Annotated in this window: 17 protein-coding genes; 6 read left to right on the top strand and 11 right to left on the bottom strand. The window is 71.4% G+C overall.

All coding sequences use genetic code 11. The features are described 5' to 3' along the window. The first annotated feature begins 18 nt into the window (after nt 1-18). The gene (locus tag QF035_RS20695; protein ID WP_373466689.1) at nt 19-1,179 is read left to right on the top strand and encodes an acyltransferase family protein; all 1,161 of its coding nucleotides are present in this window, start codon (nt 19-21) and stop codon (nt 1,177-1,179) included. Between the two features lie 91 nt (nt 1,180-1,270). Then, the gene (locus tag QF035_RS20700) at nt 1,271-2,203 is read left to right on the top strand and encodes a class I SAM-dependent methyltransferase (protein WP_307521924.1); all 933 of its coding nucleotides are present in this window, start codon (nt 1,271-1,273) and stop codon (nt 2,201-2,203) included. A 98-nt stretch (nt 2,204-2,301) separates the two neighbouring features. On the opposite strand, the gene QF035_RS20705 is transcribed toward QF035_RS20700, so the two are convergent. Next, the gene (locus QF035_RS20705) at nt 2,302-2,955 is read right to left on the bottom strand and encodes a TetR/AcrR family transcriptional regulator C-terminal domain-containing protein (RefSeq protein ID WP_307521925.1); all 654 of its coding nucleotides are present in this window, start codon (nt 2,953-2,955) and stop codon (nt 2,302-2,304) included. Nucleotides 2,956-3,026: 71 nt separating this feature from the next. On the opposite strand from QF035_RS20705, the gene QF035_RS20710 reads away from it, so the two are divergent. Further along, complete coding sequence (locus QF035_RS20710; RefSeq protein WP_307521926.1) at nt 3,027-4,508, top strand: FAD-dependent oxidoreductase; 1,482 nt, start codon at nt 3,027-3,029, stop codon at nt 4,506-4,508. Here QF035_RS20710 and leuE read toward each other — a convergent pair. Together leuE and QF035_RS20720 are read right to left on the bottom strand one after the other, a co-directional pair. Beyond that, nucleotides 4,505-5,158 carry a leucine efflux protein LeuE gene (leuE, locus tag QF035_RS20715; RefSeq protein WP_307521927.1) on the bottom strand — a complete coding sequence of 218 codons (654 nt, stop codon included), beginning with the start codon at nt 5,156-5,158 and terminating at the stop codon, nt 4,505-4,507. The two genes, QF035_RS20710 and leuE, sit on opposite strands and share 4 nt — an antisense overlap. 343 nt (nt 5,159-5,501) lie before the next feature. Further along, nucleotides 5,502-7,082: an acyl-CoA mutase large subunit family protein gene (locus QF035_RS20720; protein ID WP_307521928.1), complete on the bottom strand. Its 1,581-nt coding sequence runs from the start codon at nt 7,080-7,082 to the stop codon at nt 5,502-5,504. Between the two features lie 136 nt (nt 7,083-7,218). On the opposite strand from QF035_RS20720, the gene QF035_RS20725 reads away from it, so the two are divergent. After that, nucleotides 7,219-8,094: a L,D-transpeptidase family protein gene (locus QF035_RS20725; protein ID WP_307521929.1), complete on the top strand. Its 876-nt coding sequence runs from the start codon at nt 7,219-7,221 to the stop codon at nt 8,092-8,094. 220 nt (nt 8,095-8,314) lie between these two features. Here the strand turns inward: QF035_RS20725 and QF035_RS20730 are convergent, their stop codons facing one another. From QF035_RS20730 to QF035_RS20750, 5 genes are all read right to left on the bottom strand, one after another. Next, entirely contained in the window at nt 8,315-9,697 is a 1,383-nt protein-coding gene (locus tag QF035_RS20730; RefSeq protein ID WP_307521931.1) for a hypothetical protein, read from the bottom strand. Next, complete coding sequence (locus QF035_RS20735; protein WP_307531268.1) at nt 9,697-10,371, bottom strand: RNA polymerase sigma factor; 675 nt, start codon at nt 10,369-10,371, stop codon at nt 9,697-9,699. Before QF035_RS20735 ends, QF035_RS20730 begins: the two co-directional genes overlap by 1 nt. Nucleotides 10,372-10,746: 375 nt before the next feature. Beyond that, entirely contained in the window at nt 10,747-11,472 is a 726-nt protein-coding gene (locus tag QF035_RS20740) for a hypothetical protein (protein WP_307521932.1), read from the bottom strand. A gap of 39 nt (nt 11,473-11,511) precedes the next feature. Next, nucleotides 11,512-12,129: an RNA polymerase sigma factor gene (locus QF035_RS20745; RefSeq protein ID WP_307521933.1), complete on the bottom strand. Its 618-nt coding sequence runs from the start codon at nt 12,127-12,129 to the stop codon at nt 11,512-11,514. Between the two features lie 105 nt (nt 12,130-12,234). Further along, entirely contained in the window at nt 12,235-12,771 is a 537-nt protein-coding gene (locus QF035_RS20750; RefSeq protein ID WP_307521934.1) for a hypothetical protein, read from the bottom strand. A 387-nt stretch (nt 12,772-13,158) separates the two neighbouring features. Here QF035_RS20750 and QF035_RS20755 point away from each other — a divergent pair, with 387 nt between their 5' ends. Further along, on the top strand, nt 13,159-15,852 hold the full coding sequence (locus QF035_RS20755; protein ID WP_373466966.1) for an FG-GAP-like repeat-containing protein: 2,694 nt from the start codon (nt 13,159-13,161) through the stop codon (nt 15,850-15,852). A 300-nt stretch (nt 15,853-16,152) separates the two neighbouring features. Here the strand turns inward: QF035_RS20755 and QF035_RS20760 are convergent, their stop codons facing one another. From QF035_RS20760 to QF035_RS20770, 3 genes are all read right to left on the bottom strand, one after another. Then, nucleotides 16,153-16,743: a hypothetical protein gene (locus QF035_RS20760; protein WP_307521935.1), complete on the bottom strand. Its 591-nt coding sequence runs from the start codon at nt 16,741-16,743 to the stop codon at nt 16,153-16,155. A gap of 99 nt (nt 16,744-16,842) precedes the next feature. Further along, complete coding sequence (locus QF035_RS20765; RefSeq protein ID WP_307531272.1) at nt 16,843-17,361, bottom strand: hypothetical protein; 519 nt, start codon at nt 17,359-17,361, stop codon at nt 16,843-16,845. A gap of 196 nt (nt 17,362-17,557) precedes the next feature. Beyond that, nucleotides 17,558-19,144, bottom strand: a complete 1,587-nt coding sequence (locus QF035_RS20770) for a beta-N-acetylhexosaminidase (RefSeq protein ID WP_307531274.1) — start codon at nt 19,142-19,144, stop codon at nt 17,558-17,560. 343 nt (nt 19,145-19,487) lie between these two features. Here QF035_RS20770 and QF035_RS20775 point away from each other — a divergent pair, with 343 nt between their 5' ends. Beyond that, nucleotides 19,488-20,057, top strand: coding sequence for a 2-oxo-4-hydroxy-4-carboxy-5-ureidoimidazoline decarboxylase (locus QF035_RS20775; RefSeq protein ID WP_373466968.1), 570 nt, complete (start codon nt 19,488-19,490; stop codon nt 20,055-20,057). Nucleotides 20,058-20,205: the final 148 nt, after the last annotated feature.

A 20,205-nucleotide genomic window follows, 5' to 3' on the forward strand; every position in this document is an offset into this window, starting at 1 on the left:
CGGCCGTTGAGGGGACCCGTGACCGACATTCCCGAGGACACACGTACGACGTCCGTGGGCACGGTGGTCCGTGCCGTCCTCCCGGCGGCCGACAGGCCCAGCCCGCCGCAGGTGAAGAGGCCGCGGGAGAACCGGCTGCGCGCCCTGGACGGGCTGCGGCTGATCGCCGCGCTGATGGTGGCGGCGTACCACTACGGCGGTCGCGGCGGCGAGGTCACACAGGCATGGGGAACCTCGGCGAAGGCCCAGTTCCCGACGCTGCACTCGTGGTTCGCGTACGGCTGTCTGGGTGTGCAGGTCTTCTTCGTCATCAGCGGCTTCGTGATCTGCATGAGCGGCTGGGGAAGGCCGCTGCGCTCGTTCTTCGCCTCCAGGGCGTCCCGGCTGCTGCCGTCCTACTGGGCGGCGATCGTCATCGTGACGGTGGTGTTCGCGCTGCCCGTGGTGGCGTACAAGACGGTCTCGCCGAGCGACGCACTTGTGAACCTGACCATGATGCAGCAGCCGCTCGGCGCGGACCGGGTGCTCGGGGTCTGCTGGACGCTCTGGGCGGAGGTCCGCTTCTACGCGCTGTTCGCGCTGTGCGTCGTGATGCCGGGCGCGACCCGGCAGCGCGTGATCATGTTCTGCGCGGGCTGGACCCTGGCCGCCGTGCTCACCCAGGCCGCGAACGAGCCGCTGCTCGACCTGGTCGTGATGCCCGAGTACGCGCCGTTCTTCATCGGCGGCATCGGCCTCTACCTGGTCCACCGCGACCGGCACGACGCGTACGCCTGGGGCATCGTCGTCGTGAGCTGGCTGATCGGCCAGAACCAGGCGGTGCGCGGGCTGTGGCACGCGCCGAACCCGGACTTCTTCTCCTACCGCACCTCGTTCGGAATCGTCCTCGTCGTCACGTTCGGCTTCGTCGCCGTCTCCGTGATCGCCCTGGGCTGGCTGAACTGGGCGAACTGGCGCTGGCTGACGGTCGCGGGCGCCCTCACATACCCCTTCTACCTGGTGCACGAGCACCTGGGCTGGGTGGCCATCGAGGCGTACCACCAGAAGCTGGACATCCCGGCGTACGCGACCCTGCCCCTGACGGTTCTGACGATGCTCACCCTGGCCTGGCTCCTCAACCGGTTCGTCGAGGACCCGCTGACACCACGCATGCGCAAGATGCTCTCCAAGCCGCGCTGACGCCGGGTTCTCCAGCGACGGCGCGCGCTCTGTTCACCGGACATTCAGGTTCTCGAAAGTTCGCCACGTACCGAGGGAGAAGACTCATCACATGGCCAACTCACAGCAGACCCCCAGCCACCCCGGCGAGCTCAAGGACGTCCCGGGCTGGTTCCCGCCGCTGGACCAGGTGCTCTTCACCTGGCTGCTCGAACAGCAGGAGACGGAGGGGATACAAGGCGACCTGCTGGAGCTCGGCGTCTACATGGGCAAGAGCGCGATCCTCCTCGGCCACCATCTGAGGGACGGCGAGAAGTTCACGGTGTGCGACCTGTTCGAGGGGGACGCGCCGGACGAGTCCAACCGGGCCGAGGCGACCAAGTCGTACTCGTCACTGACGAGGCAGGCCTTCGAGCGGAACTACCTCTCCTTCCACGACACGCTGCCGACGGTCATCCAGGGACCGAGCTCCGTGATCTCCAAGGAGGTCTCGCCCACGACCTGTCGCTTCGTCCACATCGACGCCTCGCACCTGTACGAGCACGTCCACGGCGACATCGGCGCGGCCCACGACATCCTGCTGCCCGGCGGCATCGTGGTCCTCGACGACTTCCGCTCCGAGCACACCCCCGGGGTCTCGGTCGCCGCGTGGGAGGCCGTGCTCAACCGCGGTCTGCGGCCGATCTGCCTCAGCACCCAGAAGCTGTACGGGACCTGGGGCGACCCCGAGCCGCTCCAGGAGAAGCTGCTCGCCATGATCAAGGAGCGGGACGACTTCGGTCTGAGTGTGCAGATGGCCGCGGGGCACCGGCTGATCCGGACGCGGTCCCAGGGGATGAAGCCGCCGCCGTTTCCGTACTCCCGCCATTACGTGGAGCCCGTACCGGAGCTGGTTCCGGCGCCCGCGTCGGCCGCCGCGCAGGCCTCGGTCCGGCCCGCGGGTCGCGGTGCCGGGCGGTCTCGTACCCGCCGTATCGCCCTCGACCTGTTGCCGCCGGTCGTCACGCGGGCTGTGCGGCGGAGCCGGGCCGCCAAGCGTTCGTAGCGCGCGGAGCGCGGCTGGGCGCTTCGCGCGGCTCCGCCCGGAAGCGTGGTGTGCCGTCTGCGGGCCGGTGGGGGCTTGTCGCGCAGTTCCCCGCGCCCCTATGGGGCGCTCCTGTATCGCACCGCGATGCCCGTGATCACCAGTTCCAGGCCCTCCTCGAAGTGGTCGTCGTAGTTCTCGAAGATCTCTGCGCCCGCCTGCGCCGACAAGGGATGGTCGGCCATCAGGCGGGCGCGTTCTTGTACGTCGTAGCCCTCTCGGCGTTCGCCGGGCAGAGGCTCGACGCCCTGTTCCTCGGTGATGAAGCCGAGGGTGTAGAGGTACGTGGTCGACATCGCGCGGACCGCCTGGGCGAGGGTGAAACCGGCGGCCGTGAACAGGCGCAGGTTGTCCTCCATCTGCCCGGCGTGCTCGATGCCGGTGAAGCGTGAGCCGCTGAACACCTTCGCGCCGTCCCGGTAGCCGAGCAGCGCGTCTCGCAGCCCCCGGTTGGCCTTGCGCAGCCGCTCCTGCCAGGTGTCGTCCGGGTCGAGGGCGGTGCCGGCGATCATCCGGCGGTACATCTCGGTCGCCATCTCGTCGAGCAGCGCCTGCTTGTCCTTGAAGTGCCAGTACAGAGCGGGCGCCTTGACGTCCAGCTCCTTCGCGATGGCCCGCAGGCTGAGGCCGTCCAGGCCCACCTCGTTCAGCAGCTTCAGGGCGGTGTCCGCGACCCGTTTGCGGTCGAGGGGCGCTCGGCGTTCCGTATTCACACTTGACAGCTTAACGGCGTTAAGGCCACTCTCATGGAGCAGCGAACTTAACAGCGTTAAGGAGTGTGGGTATGACCACGCATACGCATGAACACAAGGACACGACGGACACGGACGTGCTGATCGTCGGCGCGGGCCCCACCGGGCTCGCCCTCGCGGTCGACCTCGCCCGGCGCGGGGTGCGCGCCCTCGTCGTCGAGCGGGCCGGCGAGCTCTTCCCCGGCTCGCGTGGCAAGGGCATCCAGCCACGGACCCTGGAGGTGTTCGAGGACCTCGGCGTGCTGGACGCGATCTGGGCCGGGGGCGGCGTGTATCCCGTCGGGATGATCTGGCAGGACGGGACGCGGCAGGGCGAGCACCGGATGTTCGACGCGTCGGAGGTGACGGAGGCCGAGCCCTACGCGGGCGTCCCCTGGATGGTTCCGCAGTGGCGCACGCAGGAGATCCTGTTCGCGCGCCTGGAGGAGCTGGGCGGGAGCGTGGCCTTCGGCCGGGAGCTGACCGGCCTCTCCCAGGACGCGGACGGCGTGACCGCGGCCTTCGCCTCCGGCGCCCCGGTCCGGGCCCGGTACGCCGTCGCCGCGGACGGCGGCCGCTCTGCCGTGCGGCGCGCGCTCGGCATCGGCATGACCGGGGAGACCGTGGACCCGGGTCCGGCGATCGTGGCGGACCTGCGCATCAGCGGACTCGACCGCGACAACTGGCATGTGTTCCCGCCCGCCGACGGCGAGGGCTTCCTGGCGATCTGCCCACTGCCGCACACGGAGGACTTCCAGCTGGCGGGCGGCTTCGAGGATCCGGCCGCCGAACCGGACCTGTCCCTCGACGGCATCCGGAAGCTGGTCGCCACGCGGACGCACCTCGCTGCCGACGACGTGACCGACGTGCGCTGGGCCTCCGACTTCCGGCCGCGCGCCGCGATGGCGGACCGTTTCCGGCAGGGGCGGGTGTTCCTCGCGGGCGACGCGGCGCACGTCCACTCACCGGCGGGCGGACAGGGCCTGAACACCAGCGTCCAGGACGCCTACAACCTCGGCTGGAAGCTCGCGGCCGTCGTGCGGGGCGAGGCTCCCGAGGCCCTCCTCGACTCGTACGAGGAGGAGCGGCTGCCGATCGCCGCGCACATGCTCGGGCTCTCCACCCGCGTCCACCGGGGCGAGGTCCGGCGCGGCACGGCCACGCAGCAGCTCGGCCTCGGCTACCGGGGCTCCTCGCTCGCGCGGGAGACCCGGGAGGACCTGCCCGAGGACGCCCTCCAGGCGGGCGACCGCGCACCGGACGGCACCCGCGGCGGCGTACGCCTCTTCGACGCGTTCCGCGGTCCGCACTGGACGCTGCTCGCGGTGGGCACGGACACCGGCCTGCCCGGACTCGCGGCCCGCACGGTCCGGATTCCGGCGTACGAGGCGTACGGAACCGGGGTGTTCCTCGTCCGGCCCGACGGCTACGTGGGCTGGGCGGGCGAGACCGCGGAGGGGCTCACGGAGTACGCGGCGGGTGTGGGCGTGGGTCCGGGCGCCGGTGACCGGGCCGGGTCGCAGGCCGTCGGCTAGACGCTGCTGGCGAGGGAGAGCTTCACGGCGAAGCCGAGGAAGAGCGCGCCGGCCGCGGAGGTGGCCCCGGCGGAGAGCCGCCTGCGCCGCCGGAAGGCCGCCGCCAGCTTCGTACCGCCGAATATCAGCGCGCTGAGGTAGAGGACGCTCGCCAGCTGGGCGAAGGCGCCGAGCACGACGAAGGACAGGGCGGGGTACGCGTACGCCGGGTCGACGAACTGCACGAAGAAGGCGACGAAGAACAGGATCGCCTTCGGGTTGAACAGGCTGATGACGAGCGCCCGCCGGAAGGGCCGCTCCTCGGCGCCCGGGGCGGAGACCTCCTGCGACTCGGTCCGCTCCTTCCGGGTCCGCCACATGCCCCACGCGGCCCGCAGCATGCCGATCGCCAGCCAGGTCAGATACCCGGCTCCCGCGTACTTCACGATCCCGAACAGCAGTGCGTTGGCCTGGAGCAGCGACGCGACTCCGGCCGCCGACAGTGTCATCAGCACGGCGTCCCCGCACCAGACGCCCGCGGCGGCCCGGTATCCGGTCCTGATGCCCCGCCGCGCGGCGACGGACAGCACATAGAGGGAGTTGGGCCCGGGCAGCAGGACGATCAGCACGAGACCCGCGAGATAGGTGGGGAGGTCGATTACGCCAAGCATGGGACGAAGTGTGGCACGCGGGTACGACAATCCGCCCGGGGGTTTCACCTTGCGGGACAGCCGCCGTGCGGGCCGGGCGAACCGCCCCGCCGCGACGCCTCGAACGGCGTCCGGGACCGGGGTCCGGGAGCGGGATCCGGGAGCGGCGTCCGGGACCGGGGTCCGGGAGCGGTGTCCGGGACCGGTGTCCGGGACCGGGATCCGGGAGCGGGATCCGGGACCGGGGTCCGGGACCGGGGTCCGGGAGCGGTGTCCGGGACCGGTGTCCGGGACCGGGATCCGGGAGCGGGATCCGGGAGCGGGATCCGGGAGCGGGATCCGGGAGCGGGATCCGGGAGCGGGGTCAGAACGCGTCGCTCGGCACGTAGGTCCCCCAGACCTCCCGCAGGGCGTTGCACACCTCGCCGACCGTCGCCCGGGCCCGCAGCGCGTCCTTCATCGGGTACAGGACGTTGTCCTCGCCCTCGGCGGCCTTCTTCAGGGCGGCCAGGGCCAGGTCCACCGCCGGCTGGTCGCGCTCGGCGCGGAGCCTGGCCAGGCGCTCGGCCTGCTGGGCCTCGATCGCCGGGTCGACGTGCAGGGGCTCGTACGGCTCCTCCGCATCGAGCTGGAAGCGGTTGACGCCGACCACGACCCGCTCGCCGGAGTCGGTCTCCTGGGCGATCCGGTACGCGCTGCGCTCGATCTCCCCCTTCTGGAAGCCGTGCTCGATCGCGTCGACCGCGCCGCCCAGCTCCTCGACCCGGCCCATCAGGTCGACCGCGGCCGCCTCGACGTCGTCGGTCATCCTCTCGATCACGTACGAGCCGGCGAACGGGTCGACGGTCGCGGTCACGTCCGTCTCGTAGGCGAGAACCTGCTGGGTGCGCAACGCGAGGCGCGCGCTCTTGTCCGTCGGCAGGGCGATCGCCTCGTCGAACGAGTTCGTGTGCAGCGACTGGGTGCCGCCGAGAACGGCGGCCAGGCCCTGCACCGCCACCCTCACCAGATTCACCTCCGGCTGCTGCGCGGTCAGCTGCACCCCGGCCGTCTGCGTGTGGAAGCGCAGCATCAGCGACTTGGGGTTCTTCGCCCCGAACTCCTCGCGCATCACCCGCGCCCAGATGCGGCGCGCCGCCCGGAACTTGGCGACCTCCTCCAGCAGCGTCGTACGGGCCACGAAGAAGAACGACAGTCGGGGCGCGAAGTCGTCCACGTCCATGCCGGCCGCGACGGCCGTGCGCACGTACTCGATGCCGTCGGCGAGGGTGAACGCGATCTCCTGCGCGGGCGAGGCACCCGCCTCCGCCATGTGATAGCCGGAGATCGAGATGGTGTTCCAGCGCGGGATCTCGGCCCGGCAGTACTTGAAGATGTCCGCGATCAGCCGCAGCGACGGCTTGGGCGGGAAGATGTACGTGCCGCGCGCGATGTACTCCTTCAGCACGTCGTTCTGGACCGTGCCGGTGAGCCGGTCGGCCGGCACGCCCTGCTCCTCGCCGACCAGCTGGTACATCAGCAGCAGGAGCGCGGCGGGCGCGTTGATCGTCATCGACGTCGACACCTGGTCCAGCGGGATCCCGTCGAACAGCACCCGCATGTCCTCGACCGAGTCGATCGCCACCCCCACCTTGCCCACCTCGCCGTGCGCGATCGGGGCGTCGGAGTCGTGGCCCATCTGGGTCGGCAGGTCGAACGCCACCGACAGGCCCGTCGTGCCGTTCGCGATCAGCTGCTGGTAGCGGGCGTTGGACTCGACGGCCGTACCGAACCCGGCGTACTGCCGCATGGTCCACGGCCGCCCGGTGTACATCGACGGGTAGACGCCCCGCGTGAAGGGATACGCACCGGGTTCGCCCAGTTGCTCCGCCGGGTCCCAGCCCTCCAGGGCGTCCGGCCCGTAGACCGGCTCGATGGGCAGTCCGGACTCCGACTCGCGCGCCATGATGTCTGCCTCCCACTGGACCGGGGACGGGCCTGCGCCCTCAACAATGCCGCGTAGTTCGCAACCAGGCACGCGCGGGAAACTTCTCAGGGGACACGACGCGCCACCGGGGGTCGGTGAGCAACGGGGGGTTCGGATGCGTATTCCGGTCATGTGGCGAACAGGCGCGGTGGCGACGACGGTGGTGGCGCTCGTCGCGGTGAGCGGATGCACCGTCCAGACCGTCGGCACGCCCGCCGAAGGGACCACCGGCGGACAGACACCCACCGGGAAGCCACCGGCCGGTACGTCATCGGTGCCCGGCTCTTCCCTGGACGACACGTCCCCGGACGACGCCAAGCCGTCGAAGCCGAAGCCCGCCGCGCCGCCCGCGCCCGCGCCCAAGACCCTGTGGTCGAAGGGCGACCGGGGCAGGGACGTGCGGGAGCTGCAGGCCCGGCTGCGTCAGGTGTTCTGGCTCTTCGAGGGTCCGACCGGGACGTACGACGGCTCGACCGTCACCGCGGTCAAGGGCTTCCAGGGCAAGCGGGGCCTGCCGAAGACCGGGAAGACGGACACCGTGACGTGGCAGCGACTGCTGAACATGACGCGCGAGCCCGGCAAGTGGGAGCTGTACGCGTCGGGCGGCCAGCCGGCCGCGACGCCGGACCCGCGCTGTCTCACGGGCCGGGTGCTGTGCATCAGCAAGACGAGCCGCACCCTGCGCTGGATGATCGACGGCCGCACGGTCTCGACGATGGACGTGCGCTTCGGCTCGCAGTACACGCCGACCCGGGAAGGTGTCTTCAACGTCTACTTCAAGTCGCGCCACCATGTGTCGACGATCTACGACTCACCCATGCCGTACGCGATGTTCTTCAGCGGCGGCCAGGCCGTCCACTACTCCTCGGACTTCGCGGCGACGGGTTACTACGGAGCCTCGCACGGCTGCGTGAACGTACGGGACGAAGGGAAGATCGCGGCGCTGTTCTCCCAGGTGAGGAACGGCGACAAGGTCGTCGTCTACTGGTGAGGAACCGGCGGCGGGAGGAGTACGTGGGCGCGGGCGGGACCGGGGGAACGTGTCCCGCCCGCGCCACTGTGCACTGAGCCGTGGGTACGGGGGGAACCCCGGCTCGTGCGACAGCCGATGACCAGTCGGCTCGCTTACTACTGCGTCAGTGCGGCTGAAAACGTCACACCCGGGCGGCGGCGGCCGGGCATCGGTGGGAAAGCCCAGGTCGGGCGGCGGTTCAGGAGGATGACGAGAGCGCGGGGAGCGCCCGCGGGGTGCGCGGGGCGGATGCCCTGGGCTCCGTGGACCGGGGCTTGGATCCCGTGGACCGGGCCGGGGTGGAGCGGTCCGGCGTGGAGCGCGCGGCGGTGGCGGCGGCCGTGGGTCGCGCCGGGGCGCCGGCATCGGAAGCGAGCGCTCGAATCGGCGTCCGAACCGGCGTCCGGCTCGGTGCGCTCGGTGCGCTCGTTGTCTGGAGCAGTGTCCGTACAGGTGCCGGAGTCCGCGTCGTCGAGGGCCGGGCCGGGGCGAAGGCCGTGGGTTCGGCCGCGCCGGCGGCGAGGCGGACCGTGCCGCTGCCGCCGCCGCTCCGGAACGCGCCCGCGCCTATGTGCGAGCCGTCCCCGCCCTCATCACCGTCGTCATCGTCGCTCCTGCCGTCCCTGTCCTCGCGGTCGTTGTTCCAGCCCGAGCCGCTCCGGCCCGACTCGCCCCGGCCCGACCCGATGCCGCGCCGGCCGTCACCGGAGTCGCGGCCGTCCCAGTTCTTCAGGATGCCTGTGCAGTACTTCTTCACCTGCTCGGAGCCGTTCGCCGCGTCCTCCAGACCGCGTCTGCGGTCGGAGTCGAGGTTCTTGCCGTCGCGGTAGTCGCGGCAGGCCGTGGCGAGCCAGCGCCACCCCCGGACGGTCCGCCCCTCGCGCCGGTCGTCGCCGGGATCGGGCCGTACGCCCGGGTCCGTACCGCCGCGCGCCTCTCCGCCCGGGGCCGAATCCTTGCCGGCCGGGCCGCCCGCGCTGCCGTCGGGCCGAGGCTTGTCGGGGCCGCCGCCCGGCTTCTTCTCGGGGGACGGCGAGACGAGCGGGCGGTCCGTGGTGACGGAGACCGTCGCGGACGAGCCGGGTTCCGGTTCCTCTCCGCCGAACGGCAGGACACCGGAGGTCGCGGCCATGGCGGCCCCGCCGATCATCCCCGCGGCCAGCGCGGCGGCGAGTCCGTATCGCACCGGTCGACCCCAGCGGGAGGGGACGCGCCGATGCTCGGCGGGGCGGCCTAGGTGGATCAGACCCGCGTCGGAGGAGATGTGGGAGGCCGCGGAGGAAGCGGCTGTGGCCGAGGCCGCCGAGCGGGTACGGGTGCGCGGGCCGAGGGTCGCCTGTTCGCCGTTCTTGCCGGTGCGTGCTTTGCGGAAGGCTGCCAACGCGGCTGCCTCGCCGGGGAGTTCGGCGTCGGCCGGCTTGGATTCGGCGGTCTGCGCGCCCAGCGCGTCGAGGGCTTCGAGTGCCTCGGTGAGCCGGTCGGCCTGGTCACGGCTGCCGGCGTCGACGGCGTCCAGCGGCTCGCCGCGCAGCAGCCGCTCCGCCGTTTCGCGGTCCAGCCATCTGTACTGCTCGTCGGCCATCACATGTCCTTCTGCGTCCGCGAACGCGTATGCGTCACACCGGCGGACGTCACCGCGCGGGTACGCGGTTCTGCGTGTGGGGGTCTTTGTGGGGGTACGGAACTCAGCGATCCGGCCGATTCCGGATCCGCGCCGATCAGCTCCGCGAGCCGCTTCAGACCGCGGTGCGCGGCCGTGCGGACGGCGCCCGGCCGTTTGCCCAGGGTCTCGGCGGCGGTCTTCGCGTCGAGGCCGACGACGACGCGCAGCACGACGGCCTCGGCCTGGTCCTGCGGGAGCTGGGCTATGAGGGAGAGGGTGCTGCCGGTGGAGAGGGCCTCGATGGCCTCACCGGCGGTGTCGGACTCGGCCGCCCGGCCGGTGAGCTCGGTCTCGTCGCCGCCTATCGCGGGGCGGCGGCCGCGCATACGTATGTGGTCGAGGGCCCGGTTGCGGGCGATCCGGGCCGCCCAGCCGCGGAAGCGGTCGGCGTCGCCGCTGAACCGTTCGATGTCACGGGCGATCTGCAGCCAGGCCTCGGACGTGACGTCCTCCGCGTCCGGGTCGCCGACCAGCGTCCGTACATACCCCAGGAGCCGTGGATGCACGGCTCGGTACACAGTCCGGAACGCGGTCTCGTCTCCGTCCTGTGCCGCAAGCACCGCGGCGGTCAGCTCCGCGTCGTCCCCCAGCACCGAACGCCCCTCTTTGCGCCTTAAACCGGCGCCGCTCTCGCGGACCGGGTTCTCGCCGTCGTGGTTGCTCAATCGATGGTTGCGGTCGTGGAGCCTTCGTGAACTCAGTACTCCTCCACAGCCCGGCGCGAAAGGCACGTTACGGCGTGAAACCGTTCCCCGTCCATGTCCGTACAACGTGCAACTAACGCGTTACGGCGTGGGGTGTGACACAAAACGCACCTCCGACGCTGAAGCAAGTACGGGCCGCCGCGCGGCCCGTGCCGCGCGACGGCCGGGGCCTCTCCTGTGGGGGGTGGCGGCTCCGGCCGTTGCCATCGGCACAGTGGAACTGGGGTTTCATCCCGCTTTGCACCTTTTATCGGCCGCTCTCGGTCAGTCGACCTTGATCTTCGGGCTCTTCGTACTCTTCGGGTTCTTCGTGGTGCCGACGCCGGGAGTCTTGGACGCCTTGGGTGATTTACCCGGCTTGTCCTTGCCGGCGTCCCCCTTCTCCTTCTTCTTCTCCTTCTTCTCGGCCGACTGCTCGGCGCAGTACGCCTCGACGTTCTCCTCGCCGCCCGCGGCTTGTATCAGCCGCCGCCAGGCGGTCGAGTCGAGGGCCTTGCCGCGCTTCTTGACGGAGTCGTACGCGCGACAGTGGGCCTCGATGTCCCGGGCGGACGGCGGACGGCGGAAACCGCGGTCGGCCTGCGCGGGCGCGGACGGATCGGGCGCGGCGACGGCCGGGCCGGTCGGAGCACTGCTCGTGGGCAGGGGCCCGCCCCGCTCGGCACCCTCGTCCCGCGTTCCGCCGCTCCCCGAGCCGATGGCCGCGACCGCCACCCCGCCGAGCGTCAGGCTCGCCACCAGCGCGACCAGGGTCGCCCGCACCGGCCGGCCGCCCCGCCGCTCCGGCCGCCAGTCGTCCCGCCGCCGGTTGCGCGTCGCCGCCCGGTGCGCCCCCTCGTCCCGCGCCGCCCGGAACGCGGCGAGGACCCGCCGCTCGGCATCGGCATCGACCGCGTCGCCGCGCACGGCGGCGGCGAGCAGTTCGCCGAGGTCGGGCGGGTTCCCGGCAGGGAGATTCCGGGGGCCGTCGGGGTCGTGTCGTTCAGGCATGTCCGCATCCACCCTCGCCGGCCAAGGACCGCTTGCCGTTCATCTCGACTCCCCCAGCGCGTTGGGCCCGTCATCCGTCACACTCTCCGCGTCGAGCCGGCTCGCGAGGCGCTTCAGACCCCGGTGCGCGGCGGTGCGTACCGCGCCGGGGCGTTTGCCGAGGACGCGCGCGGCCGCGGGGCCGTCGAGACCGACGACGACACGCAGCAGTACGGCCTCGGCCTGGTCGCGCGGGAGACTCGCGACGAGTTCGAGCGCGTACTCCGTGGAGAGGGACTCCAGGGCCTGGTCGTGCGTGCTGTGCGGGCCGGGCAGTTCGAGCATGTCCTGTTCCAGCGCGGACGCCCGCGGCCGTACCTTCAGCCGCCGCAGATGGTCGAGGGCCCGGTGCCGGGCGATGGTCGCGCTCCAGCCGCGGAACCCCGCCCCGTCACCGCGGAACCGCCCCAGGTCCCGGGCGATCTCCAGCCACGCGTCCGACGCCACGTCCTCCGCCTCGTCGCCGACCAGCCCCCGCAGATACCCGAGCAGTCCGGGCTGCACGATCCGGTACGCGACGGCGAAGGCGGCCTCGTCGCCCTCCTGCGCCCGTGCGACGGCCGCGCCGAGTTCACCGTCGGACGTCCGCCCGCGGTGGGGTTCCCCTCCCTGGCCCAACAGTGTCCTCGTTCACGCCGAGTTCGTACCGAATGCGCACCGCGCGGCGCGGGTCGCCATGCCCGCGCGCCTCCAAGGTCATCAGCGCCGGGCGGCACGGAAATGTCACAGCCCGTCAGATGGCCCACCGACCCTACGGCCGACGCCATGACCGGCCTCGCGGTCGGCGCCATGCCCGGCACGGTCACCGGTCCCGCCCGCGTCGGTGAGCCCGGGTTGCCAGGGCAACCCTGCCCGCGTCCGCCCGTGCAGTTGCAGATAGAACGTCCGCAGCGACTCCCGTTCCCCCGCCTCGAACCGCTTCACGACCTTGCCCAGCGGATTCCAGACCCGCCCGTCCGGCATCCGTACGCCCACCGGCTGGCCGAACAACTCCCGCTGGCCTTCGTCGAATTCGACCCACACGGCACCGGCCCGGCGGACGAGCACCTCACCGGCGTACACCCCCAGCCCGAACAGCACGTGCCCCACGGCCGTGCGGTCGCGGCCGCTCTTGCGCAGCCCGTCGACGACGAAGTCGACCACCCGCAGGCTCGCGACCGAGTAGTCCAACGGCAGCCGACTGCGGGCCGTGACGTCCCGTACGAACTCCGCAGCGTGCCGCCGCATCCGCAGATCGGCCGACAGCCTTGTCCTTTCCACCGCTTCCGCCCCCCTGGCTCACACGTCCGTGGTCACACGTCCGTGGTCACACGTCCGTGGTCACGCATCTGCCTCTGGCAGACCAAGCGGGGCGGGCGCCGCGAACATCACACGTCACCACAGTGACAAGGGTCACGCCACAAGTCGCCGATACCCGTACAACCATCCGACCCTCTCGGGCGTCCGCGCGAACCTGAAGTGACGTACCCCACACCCCTGTTGGGTGATGTTTAACCTCGTCTTACCGCTGAATTAGAAAGCCACCCCAGTGACGGGTGGGTTTTTTGTGAGGATTTCCTAGGGGTGGGGCATTTGAGTCGCCGGACGACCCATGCGTACAAGCCGCTGAGTCTGAAGCGGAGAGCGTGGCTGACGATAGGGGCCGTGGTGCTGGGCGGGACGGGCGCCGTGACGTACGCCGTCGCGAACCCGAGCACGGACCCGGCCGTGGACGCCGCGCGCAGCAAGCGGCCCGTGAAGGTGCACGAGCTCACGATGCAGAGCGACGGCTCGGGCCGGCGCGAGGTCGAGCGGACGAGCACCGAGCAGTTCTCGCTGCTCGGCGTCACCTGGACCGGCGCGAAGACCGACCTGGACGGCACCGCCCAGGTACGCACCCGCGACCTGGCCACGGGCGAGTGGACCGGCTGGCAGAACCTGGATCTGGAGCCGCACCCGGTCGACAAGGCCGAGCCGGGCGCCAAGGAAGCCCGCGGGGCCTCCGACCCGCTGTGGGTCGGCCCGAGCGACGGTGTCGAGGCGCGGGTCGTCGCGGCTGGGGGCACCTCCCGGACGGAGTCTGGGGGAGGTTCGACGAGTTCGCCGCTGCCCAAGGGCCTTGAGGTCAGCCTGGTCGACCCGGGTGTGACCTCGGCCGAGGCGAAGAACAAGGCACTCGGCACGACGACCGGCACCTCCCTGGAGAACGCCGCCTTCGTCGCCGAGGACCCGACCGACTCCCCGACCCCGACCGACCCGGCCTCGGACTCCCCGTCGCCGACGGAGTCCACCGGTACGGAGCCCACGACCAGCGCGCCGGCGTCGCCCACCGAGAGCACCTCGGAGAGCCCGTCGGAGTCCGCCTCGCCGACCCCCGACCCGGTGCCGTCCCCGCCGCCGTCCACCGTGGTGCAGCCGCCGATCATCTCCCGAGCACAGTGGGGCGCCAACGAGTCGATGGTGAAGGACCCGCCGGAGTACATCGACAAGGTCAGCGCGGTCTTCGTGCACCACACGGTCGGCACGAACGACTACAGCTGCGCCGAGTCCCCGGCGCTGGTCCGCGGCATCATGGCGTACCACGTGCAGAGCGAGGGGTGGAACGACCTCGGCTACAACTTCCTGGTCGACAAGTGCGGCCGGATCTTCGAGGGCCGCGGCGGCGGCATCGACCTGCCGGTGCGCGGCGCGCACACGTACGGCTTCAACGGCGACTCGGCGGGCATCGCCGTCCTCGGTGACTTCGAGGGCGCTGCCGCCACCTCCACCACTCCGGCCAAGGCCGCGGGCAGGCCTTCCCGCGCCGCCCTGGAGTCCGTGGCGCGCGTCGCCGCCTGGAAGCTGGGCCAGTACGGGGGCAACCCGAGCGGCCAGGTCACGCTGACCGCCGCCGCCGACACGGGGGTGTGGAAGGCGGGCGAGCAGGCCACGCTGAACACGATCTCCGGCCACCGCGACGGCTTCGCCACCGCGTGCCCCGGCAAGAACCTGTACTCGAAGCTGAGCGAGATCCGCCGGTACGCCTCCAGCCCCGGCAAGAACTCCGCTGTCCCCACGGCCGACTTCAACCGTGACGGCATCAGCGACGTCGTCGCCGCCACGCCCAAGCAGGGCAGCGGCTGGCTCACACTCGTGCCGGGCGGCGTCAACGGCCCCGTCTCCGCCTCGAAGGTGAAGCTCAACCAGGGCAGCGCCGGTGTTCCGGGTGCCGCCGAGTCCGGCGACCAGTGGGGCACGGCCACGGCCTGGGGCGACATCAACGCCGACGGCTACGCGGACCTCGCGATCGGTGCGCCCGGCGAGGACGACACAACTGGCCACGCCGACCGCGGTGCCGTAACGATCCTGTACGGCCCGAAGTTCGACACCGGCGCCGACACCATGGCGCTGGGCGACGACTACGAGCCGGTCGGCGCGCGCTTCGGTGCGACGGTCGCGGTCGGCGACTTCAACGCCGACGGCAAGGCGGACGTCTTCACCGCGGCCACCGGCACGGGCGGCAACTGGGCGGCCCGCTTCAACGACGGCCACGAGGTCGCGGGCGACCTCACCACCGTCTCCGGCGCCCTCTCGTACGCGGACGCCACGACCGGTGACTTCAACCGGGACGGCTACGCGGACGTGGCGCTCAACTACCGCGACGCGTCCGGAGTCGGCAAGGTCACCTGGTTCAAGGGCTCCAAGTCGCTGGGCCTGTCTAAGGTTTCGACACTCTCCGTGAAGGGCGGCCGGTCCATCGCCTCGGGCGACGTGAACGGCAACGGCTACGACGACATCGTCATCGGGCAGCCGTACGCCACGGAGTCCGGCGCCATCTCCGGCGGCCAGGTCACCATGGTTCCGGGCACGTCGACCGGCTTCACCACGACCGGGATGACGAAGATCACCCAGGACACCGCGGGGGTCGCGGGCGCCAACGAGTCCGGGGACGCCCTGGGTACCTCGGTCTCCGTGGGCGACTTCAACGCCGACGGTTACGCGGACGTCCTCGCCGGCGCCCCGAACGAGGACATCACCCGCACCACCAACCGCGCCAACGCGGGCGCGATCTGGCTCTTCAAGGGCGCCTCGTCGGGCCTCACGGGCACGGGCTCTCTCTCCTACTCCCAGGACACGGCGGGTATCCCCGGCTCCACGGAGAAGGACGACAAGCTGGGCTCGTCCGTCTCCCTGACGGACGTCTCCGGCCACGGCCGCGCTCATCTCCTCATCGGCGCGGAGGGCGAGGACGCGGGTAACGGCACGCTCCTGTACCTCCCGACGACGGCCTCGGGCGTCTCCGTCGCCAAGTCGGCGTACTACGGCGTAACCCAACTCACCACGCCGACGGCTGGCCGCCTGGGGCAGTTCTTGACCCCTTAGCCCCACGAGGGAGAGCCGGGGCCCGCACGTCTGGGGCTCCGGCTTTTCTTCGCCCCCGCCGCCCCTACCCTCCCCCACTCTCGGCTTCGCTCGAGCGGGGGGACCCCCATCGTCACTAACTCAGGGGCTCCGCCCCCGAACCCCCGCCAAAAGATTGCGCAGTTCCCCGCGCCCCTTTAAGGGGCGCGGGGAACTGCGCGACCAGCCACAACGCACCCGCACCCGACAACACACCCCACGGGGCCTGGGGCGGAGCCCCAGGGGACGGGAATGGGTAGGGGCGGCGGGGGCGATAACCCCTCAGACTCGGCCGCGCGCCCGGCGCGAGACGACCGCGCGGAGGACGCGGCGGCCCTCCGTCGACAGATCGAGCGCCTTACGAATCCCCGCCGGACCATGGGCGGACAACAGCTCCAGGATGGCGATCTGACGCCGCAGTTCGGCCGCGACAAGCGGCGACATGTCCTGCGTACGCCCCTCCCGCCGAGCCGTCACCGAGGACGCACCGTCGCCCGCGGCATCGAGGAGCCGGTGAATCTGGAGCGCGGCGACGGAACAGGCGTCAGCCCACTCACGAAGGTTCCCGGCACCACGGTCCACCGGAACGGCACCGAGCATCCGATGAGCGAGCACGGTGGCCTCCCCCTCGGCAAACCCCCCGTCACCCGGGCCGCCGGCAGCAACACCGGGCACATCGAGCTTGGCGCGCGCCTGCTCGACCCGCTCCCCCCAGTCCTCGCCCCACCCCTCGCTCTCGGCAAGGCTCGCCCACAACGGCCGCAGAATCTCGTCGTCCCCGCCCAACAGCGGCACGCACCGGTCCAGACACGCCAGCCCGCTCGCCGCAAGACCACGCTCGTCGGCCTGAGCGATCAGTTCCACCAGGCTCATCACGCCTCCCTCGGTGGGGCCGCCTCTGGTAACGGAGCCCGCACTTCCCCTTACTGCGTGCACTGTGGCCGGAACGTCACACTGCGAGTTGGCCGAAATCTACATGGGGACAACGCCGAGCCGGTCCAGAAATCGGAAGAAAAGCATCTCGGCCGACGGATCGGCGTCGGAGGTGAGCACGTCGAGGAGGGGCTCCTCGGGCACGGGACGCCCTGATTCGGCGGCCCAGGCGACGGCCCGTCCGACAGCGTCGTGCGGTTCGAGGAAGAAGTCGTCGACGGCCAGCCCGTCCTCGTTGCCGCCGAGGTACCCGGCCATCGCGTCCCTGTCCAGGCAGGTCGTCCAGGCACCGCTCTCGGGCGCGGCCGCCTCGACGACCACGCAGTCGCTGTCCATCACGTACCCGAACAGCGCGGGCGCGCCCGTCTCCTGGGCCAGGTCGTTCATGTTGCCGACGTCACCCTTGGCAGGGTCGTCGGGAGCGTTCGGGTACTCCCACACCTGCCAGCCGTCCTCCGCCGTCTGGTGCAGCGTCAGGCCGGACGCGCCCGACAGCGCCTCCAGTTCCGCGAGCGGCTGCTCGCTCCTGCCTACGACGAAATATCCCCAGTAGCCCATCCCGCTCCCCCGGTGTATCGGTTCGGCCAGCGTGAATACACCACACACGCACGGCAGTTCGCCACCGAAACGGGCAAGCCGCCGCAACTGCGCCACACCGGCGCGTGATCCAGGCCAGGCCTTTTCGTCCTGCATACCGTCACCTGGGCGTTGACGTCCACGCGACACGACCGTCACGTACGCCTCGTCCGTATCCTCAGCCCAGTTTCCCCGCGAGCTCCTTGAACTCCGCCCACGGCATCCCCGGCTTCCGCGGATCCCAGAGCTTCTGTGTCAGCGCCCGCAGCGGCATCCGGATCCCCGCCGCCACCTGGTCCTGGGTCTGCGAGGCGGAGAGGTCGCACCAGACGGCGAAGTAGCCGCCGAGGATCTGGTCGTCGTACTCCCGTGGCACCGGCGTCGTCCCGCGCACGACGAGCGGGGTCCACTGCTCGTAGATGCGCTGCCCGGTCGGGTAGACGAAGGCGTTGGGCTGCCCGAGCACGTAGTACAGGTACTCGTCGTTGTAGTTGATGACCTCGCGCCCGGCCCGCAGGTACTCGGCCGGCTGCCGCGCGCCGATCTCCTTGCCCGTCCAGTACGCGACCTGGATGTCGTCGTCGGCCTGCACCGCGCCCCCGGGGAAGAACCCGTCGTTCCAGGCCCGTACGGTCCGGTCGTGCCCGCGCATCACGTCGGCCCGGTCGTTGAGCCACCCGGTCGCGAGGTCCGCGATCCCGGCGCCCGAGCCGTACTTGGCCTTCGCGGCGGCGGCCAGCTGCGGATACGAGGCCGCCGGGTTCGACACCGTCAGCGCCCGGTACTCGTCGGCGCCGAGATGCCAGTGGCGCCCGGGGAAGAGGTCCGCGTACTCGTTCAGCAGGTCGTCCACGATCTTCGCGGACGCGGGCTTGGAGATGTCCAGCGAGCCCCGCGAGACGACGCCCTGCGTGTTGCGGAGCTGGAGGTCGGGGTGCGCGTCGAGCACCGCGCCCAGGTGGCCGGGCGAGTCGATCTCGGGCACGACGGTGATGTGCCGGCTGGCCGCGAGCGCGAGGATGCGCCGCACCTCCGCCTTCGACAGATGCTGCTTCGACACGACCTCGGGATGGGAGTCGGAGGCGATCCGGAAGCCCTGGTCGTCGGAGAAGTGCAGCCCGAGCTGGTTGTACTTCAGGTCCCCCAGCTCACGGATCCGGTCCTCGATCCAGCCGGCCGTGAAGTGCTTGCGCGCGATGTCCAGCATGAACCCGCGCTGCGGCTTGGCCGGCGAGTCCCGTACGACTCCCTCGGGTGCCGTGCCGCCCTGGCGTACCTCCTGCTTGAGCGTGCGCGTGCCGTAGAAGACGCCCGCCTCGGCCGTCCCGCTGATCCGCACCCGCCCGTCCTTCACGGCCAGCGTGTACGACTCGGCGTTCGCGTCCTCGTCGGTGAGGCCCAGCTCCACGTCGCCGGCCCGCGCCCCGCCCGAGCCCGCGTAGGCCAGGCCCAGTTCCCCGGCGAGCAGCCGCCCCTCGTCCGCGAGCGCGTCGTCGCCCACGACGACCCGCCCGCCCTTCCCGGGACGCCAGCCGGGCCCGCGCGCAGGCGTGTGCTCCCGTACGGCCGGGATGGTCCGAGGAGTCTTCGACAGCGGATACGTCCGACTGGGTGACGGAGTGGGCGACTGGGACGGTGTCGGCGCCAGGGCGGTTCTCCCGCCGGAGGGCCGCTGGGACGAGGGCGCGCCGGAGTCACCGCTCGGCCAGAGCCCGACGGTCAGCGCGGCACCCGCCGCGACCGCCACGCCCGCACCGACCAGCAGAGTCCTCCTGCCGCCCGGCACGGACCGCGAAGCCCTGCGCCCACGCCCGTTCACCACAGACCACTCACCCTCCTGCGATCACTCTCGTACCTGTACCTTCACTGTGAACCTAGGCCCCGTCAGCCGGGGCCGCCGTCCACCGCCCGTTCTTAAACTCTCTCTTACGGGTGATATTCGGGCATCCGTCGGACAGGTCGCGTCACTCCTCGATAGCGTGATGACACATCTCTCACTTGACCCCCTGCCGAACCACGCGTGGCGCACATCCGAGCGTCACCGAACCGCCGAGGAACCCACGCTGCCCGCGCACCGTCCTTCCCGCCTCCCCGGCCAGGCCGTCGCCATTCCGGACCCGTCCGACCCGCCCGAGCCGTCCGGGCGCTCGGCACTGCCGGAGCAGACCCGCTCGGCGCCGGATCCCACCGGACCCCGCCCCAGCGGCCTGGACCGGTTCAACGGCATGCCCGCCGACGAGGCCGAGCTCGCCCTCCTCACCTGCTGCGGCAGCCACCGCTGGGCCCGCCGCGTCGCCGCCCACCGCCCGTACCCCGACCTGGAGTCCCTCCTGGCCGCGGCCGACGAGGCGGCGTACGACCTGACCCCCGGCGATCTCGCCGAGGCCCTGGCCTGCGAATCCCTCACCCTCCTCCCGGAAGGCGCGTACTCCGCGGCCCACACCGCCCTGAGCGCCGCCCACGCCGCCTACGAGAGCCGTTTCGGCCACGTCTTCGTGATCTGCCTGGACGACACGGCCCCCGAGGAGTCCCTCGACCAGGTCCTGGCCGGAATCCGATCACGATTGACAAACGATCCCGACGAGGAACGAATCCTGACCGCAGAAGAACTCCGCCGCCTGGCCAGAGGCCGCCTCACCAGGTCTTTCAGGCCGGCGGGTAACTGCGCGGTCTCCTAGCGACACTTCCAGGGCCACGAGGACGCAGTCTTTTCAGGGGCGCGGGGAACAGCGCAGGCTTCTAGGGGCGCGGGGAACTGCGCAGTCTTTTAGGGGCGCGAGGAACTGCGCGACCAGCCACAACACACCCGCACCCGGCAAACCACGC

The sequence above is a fragment of the Streptomyces umbrinus genome (genome assembly GCF_030817415.1).
Taxonomy (GTDB): Bacteria; Actinomycetota; Actinomycetes; order Streptomycetales; family Streptomycetaceae; genus Streptomyces; species Streptomyces umbrinus_A.

What these genes read in the sequence shown, in the direction of transcription:
- QF035_RS20700 (WP_307521924.1), top strand. Translation starts at nt 1,271, where the DNA reads ATGGCCAACTCACAGCAGACCCCCAGCCACCCCGGCGAGCTCAAGGAC.
- QF035_RS20710 (WP_307521926.1), top strand. Translation starts at nt 3,027, where the DNA reads ATGACCACGCATACGCATGAACACAAGGACACGACGGACACGGACGTG.
- leuE (WP_307521927.1), bottom strand. Translation starts at nt 5,158, where the DNA reads ATGCTTGGCGTAATCGACCTCCCCACCTATCTCGCGGGTCTCGTGCTG.
- QF035_RS20720 (WP_307521928.1), bottom strand. Translation starts at nt 7,082, where the DNA reads ATGGCGCGCGAGTCGGAGTCCGGACTGCCCATCGAGCCGGTCTACGGG.
- QF035_RS20725 (WP_307521929.1), top strand. Translation starts at nt 7,219, where the DNA reads ATGCGTATTCCGGTCATGTGGCGAACAGGCGCGGTGGCGACGACGGTG.
- QF035_RS20730 (WP_307521931.1), bottom strand. Translation starts at nt 9,697, where the DNA reads ATGGCCGACGAGCAGTACAGATGGCTGGACCGCGAAACGGCGGAGCGG.
- QF035_RS20740 (WP_307521932.1), bottom strand. Translation starts at nt 11,472, where the DNA reads ATGCCTGAACGACACGACCCCGACGGCCCCCGGAATCTCCCTGCCGGG.
- QF035_RS20760 (WP_307521935.1), bottom strand. Translation starts at nt 16,743, where the DNA reads ATGAGCCTGGTGGAACTGATCGCTCAGGCCGACGAGCGTGGTCTTGCG.
- QF035_RS20765 (WP_307531272.1), bottom strand. Translation starts at nt 17,361, where the DNA reads ATGGGCTACTGGGGATATTTCGTCGTAGGCAGGAGCGAGCAGCCGCTC.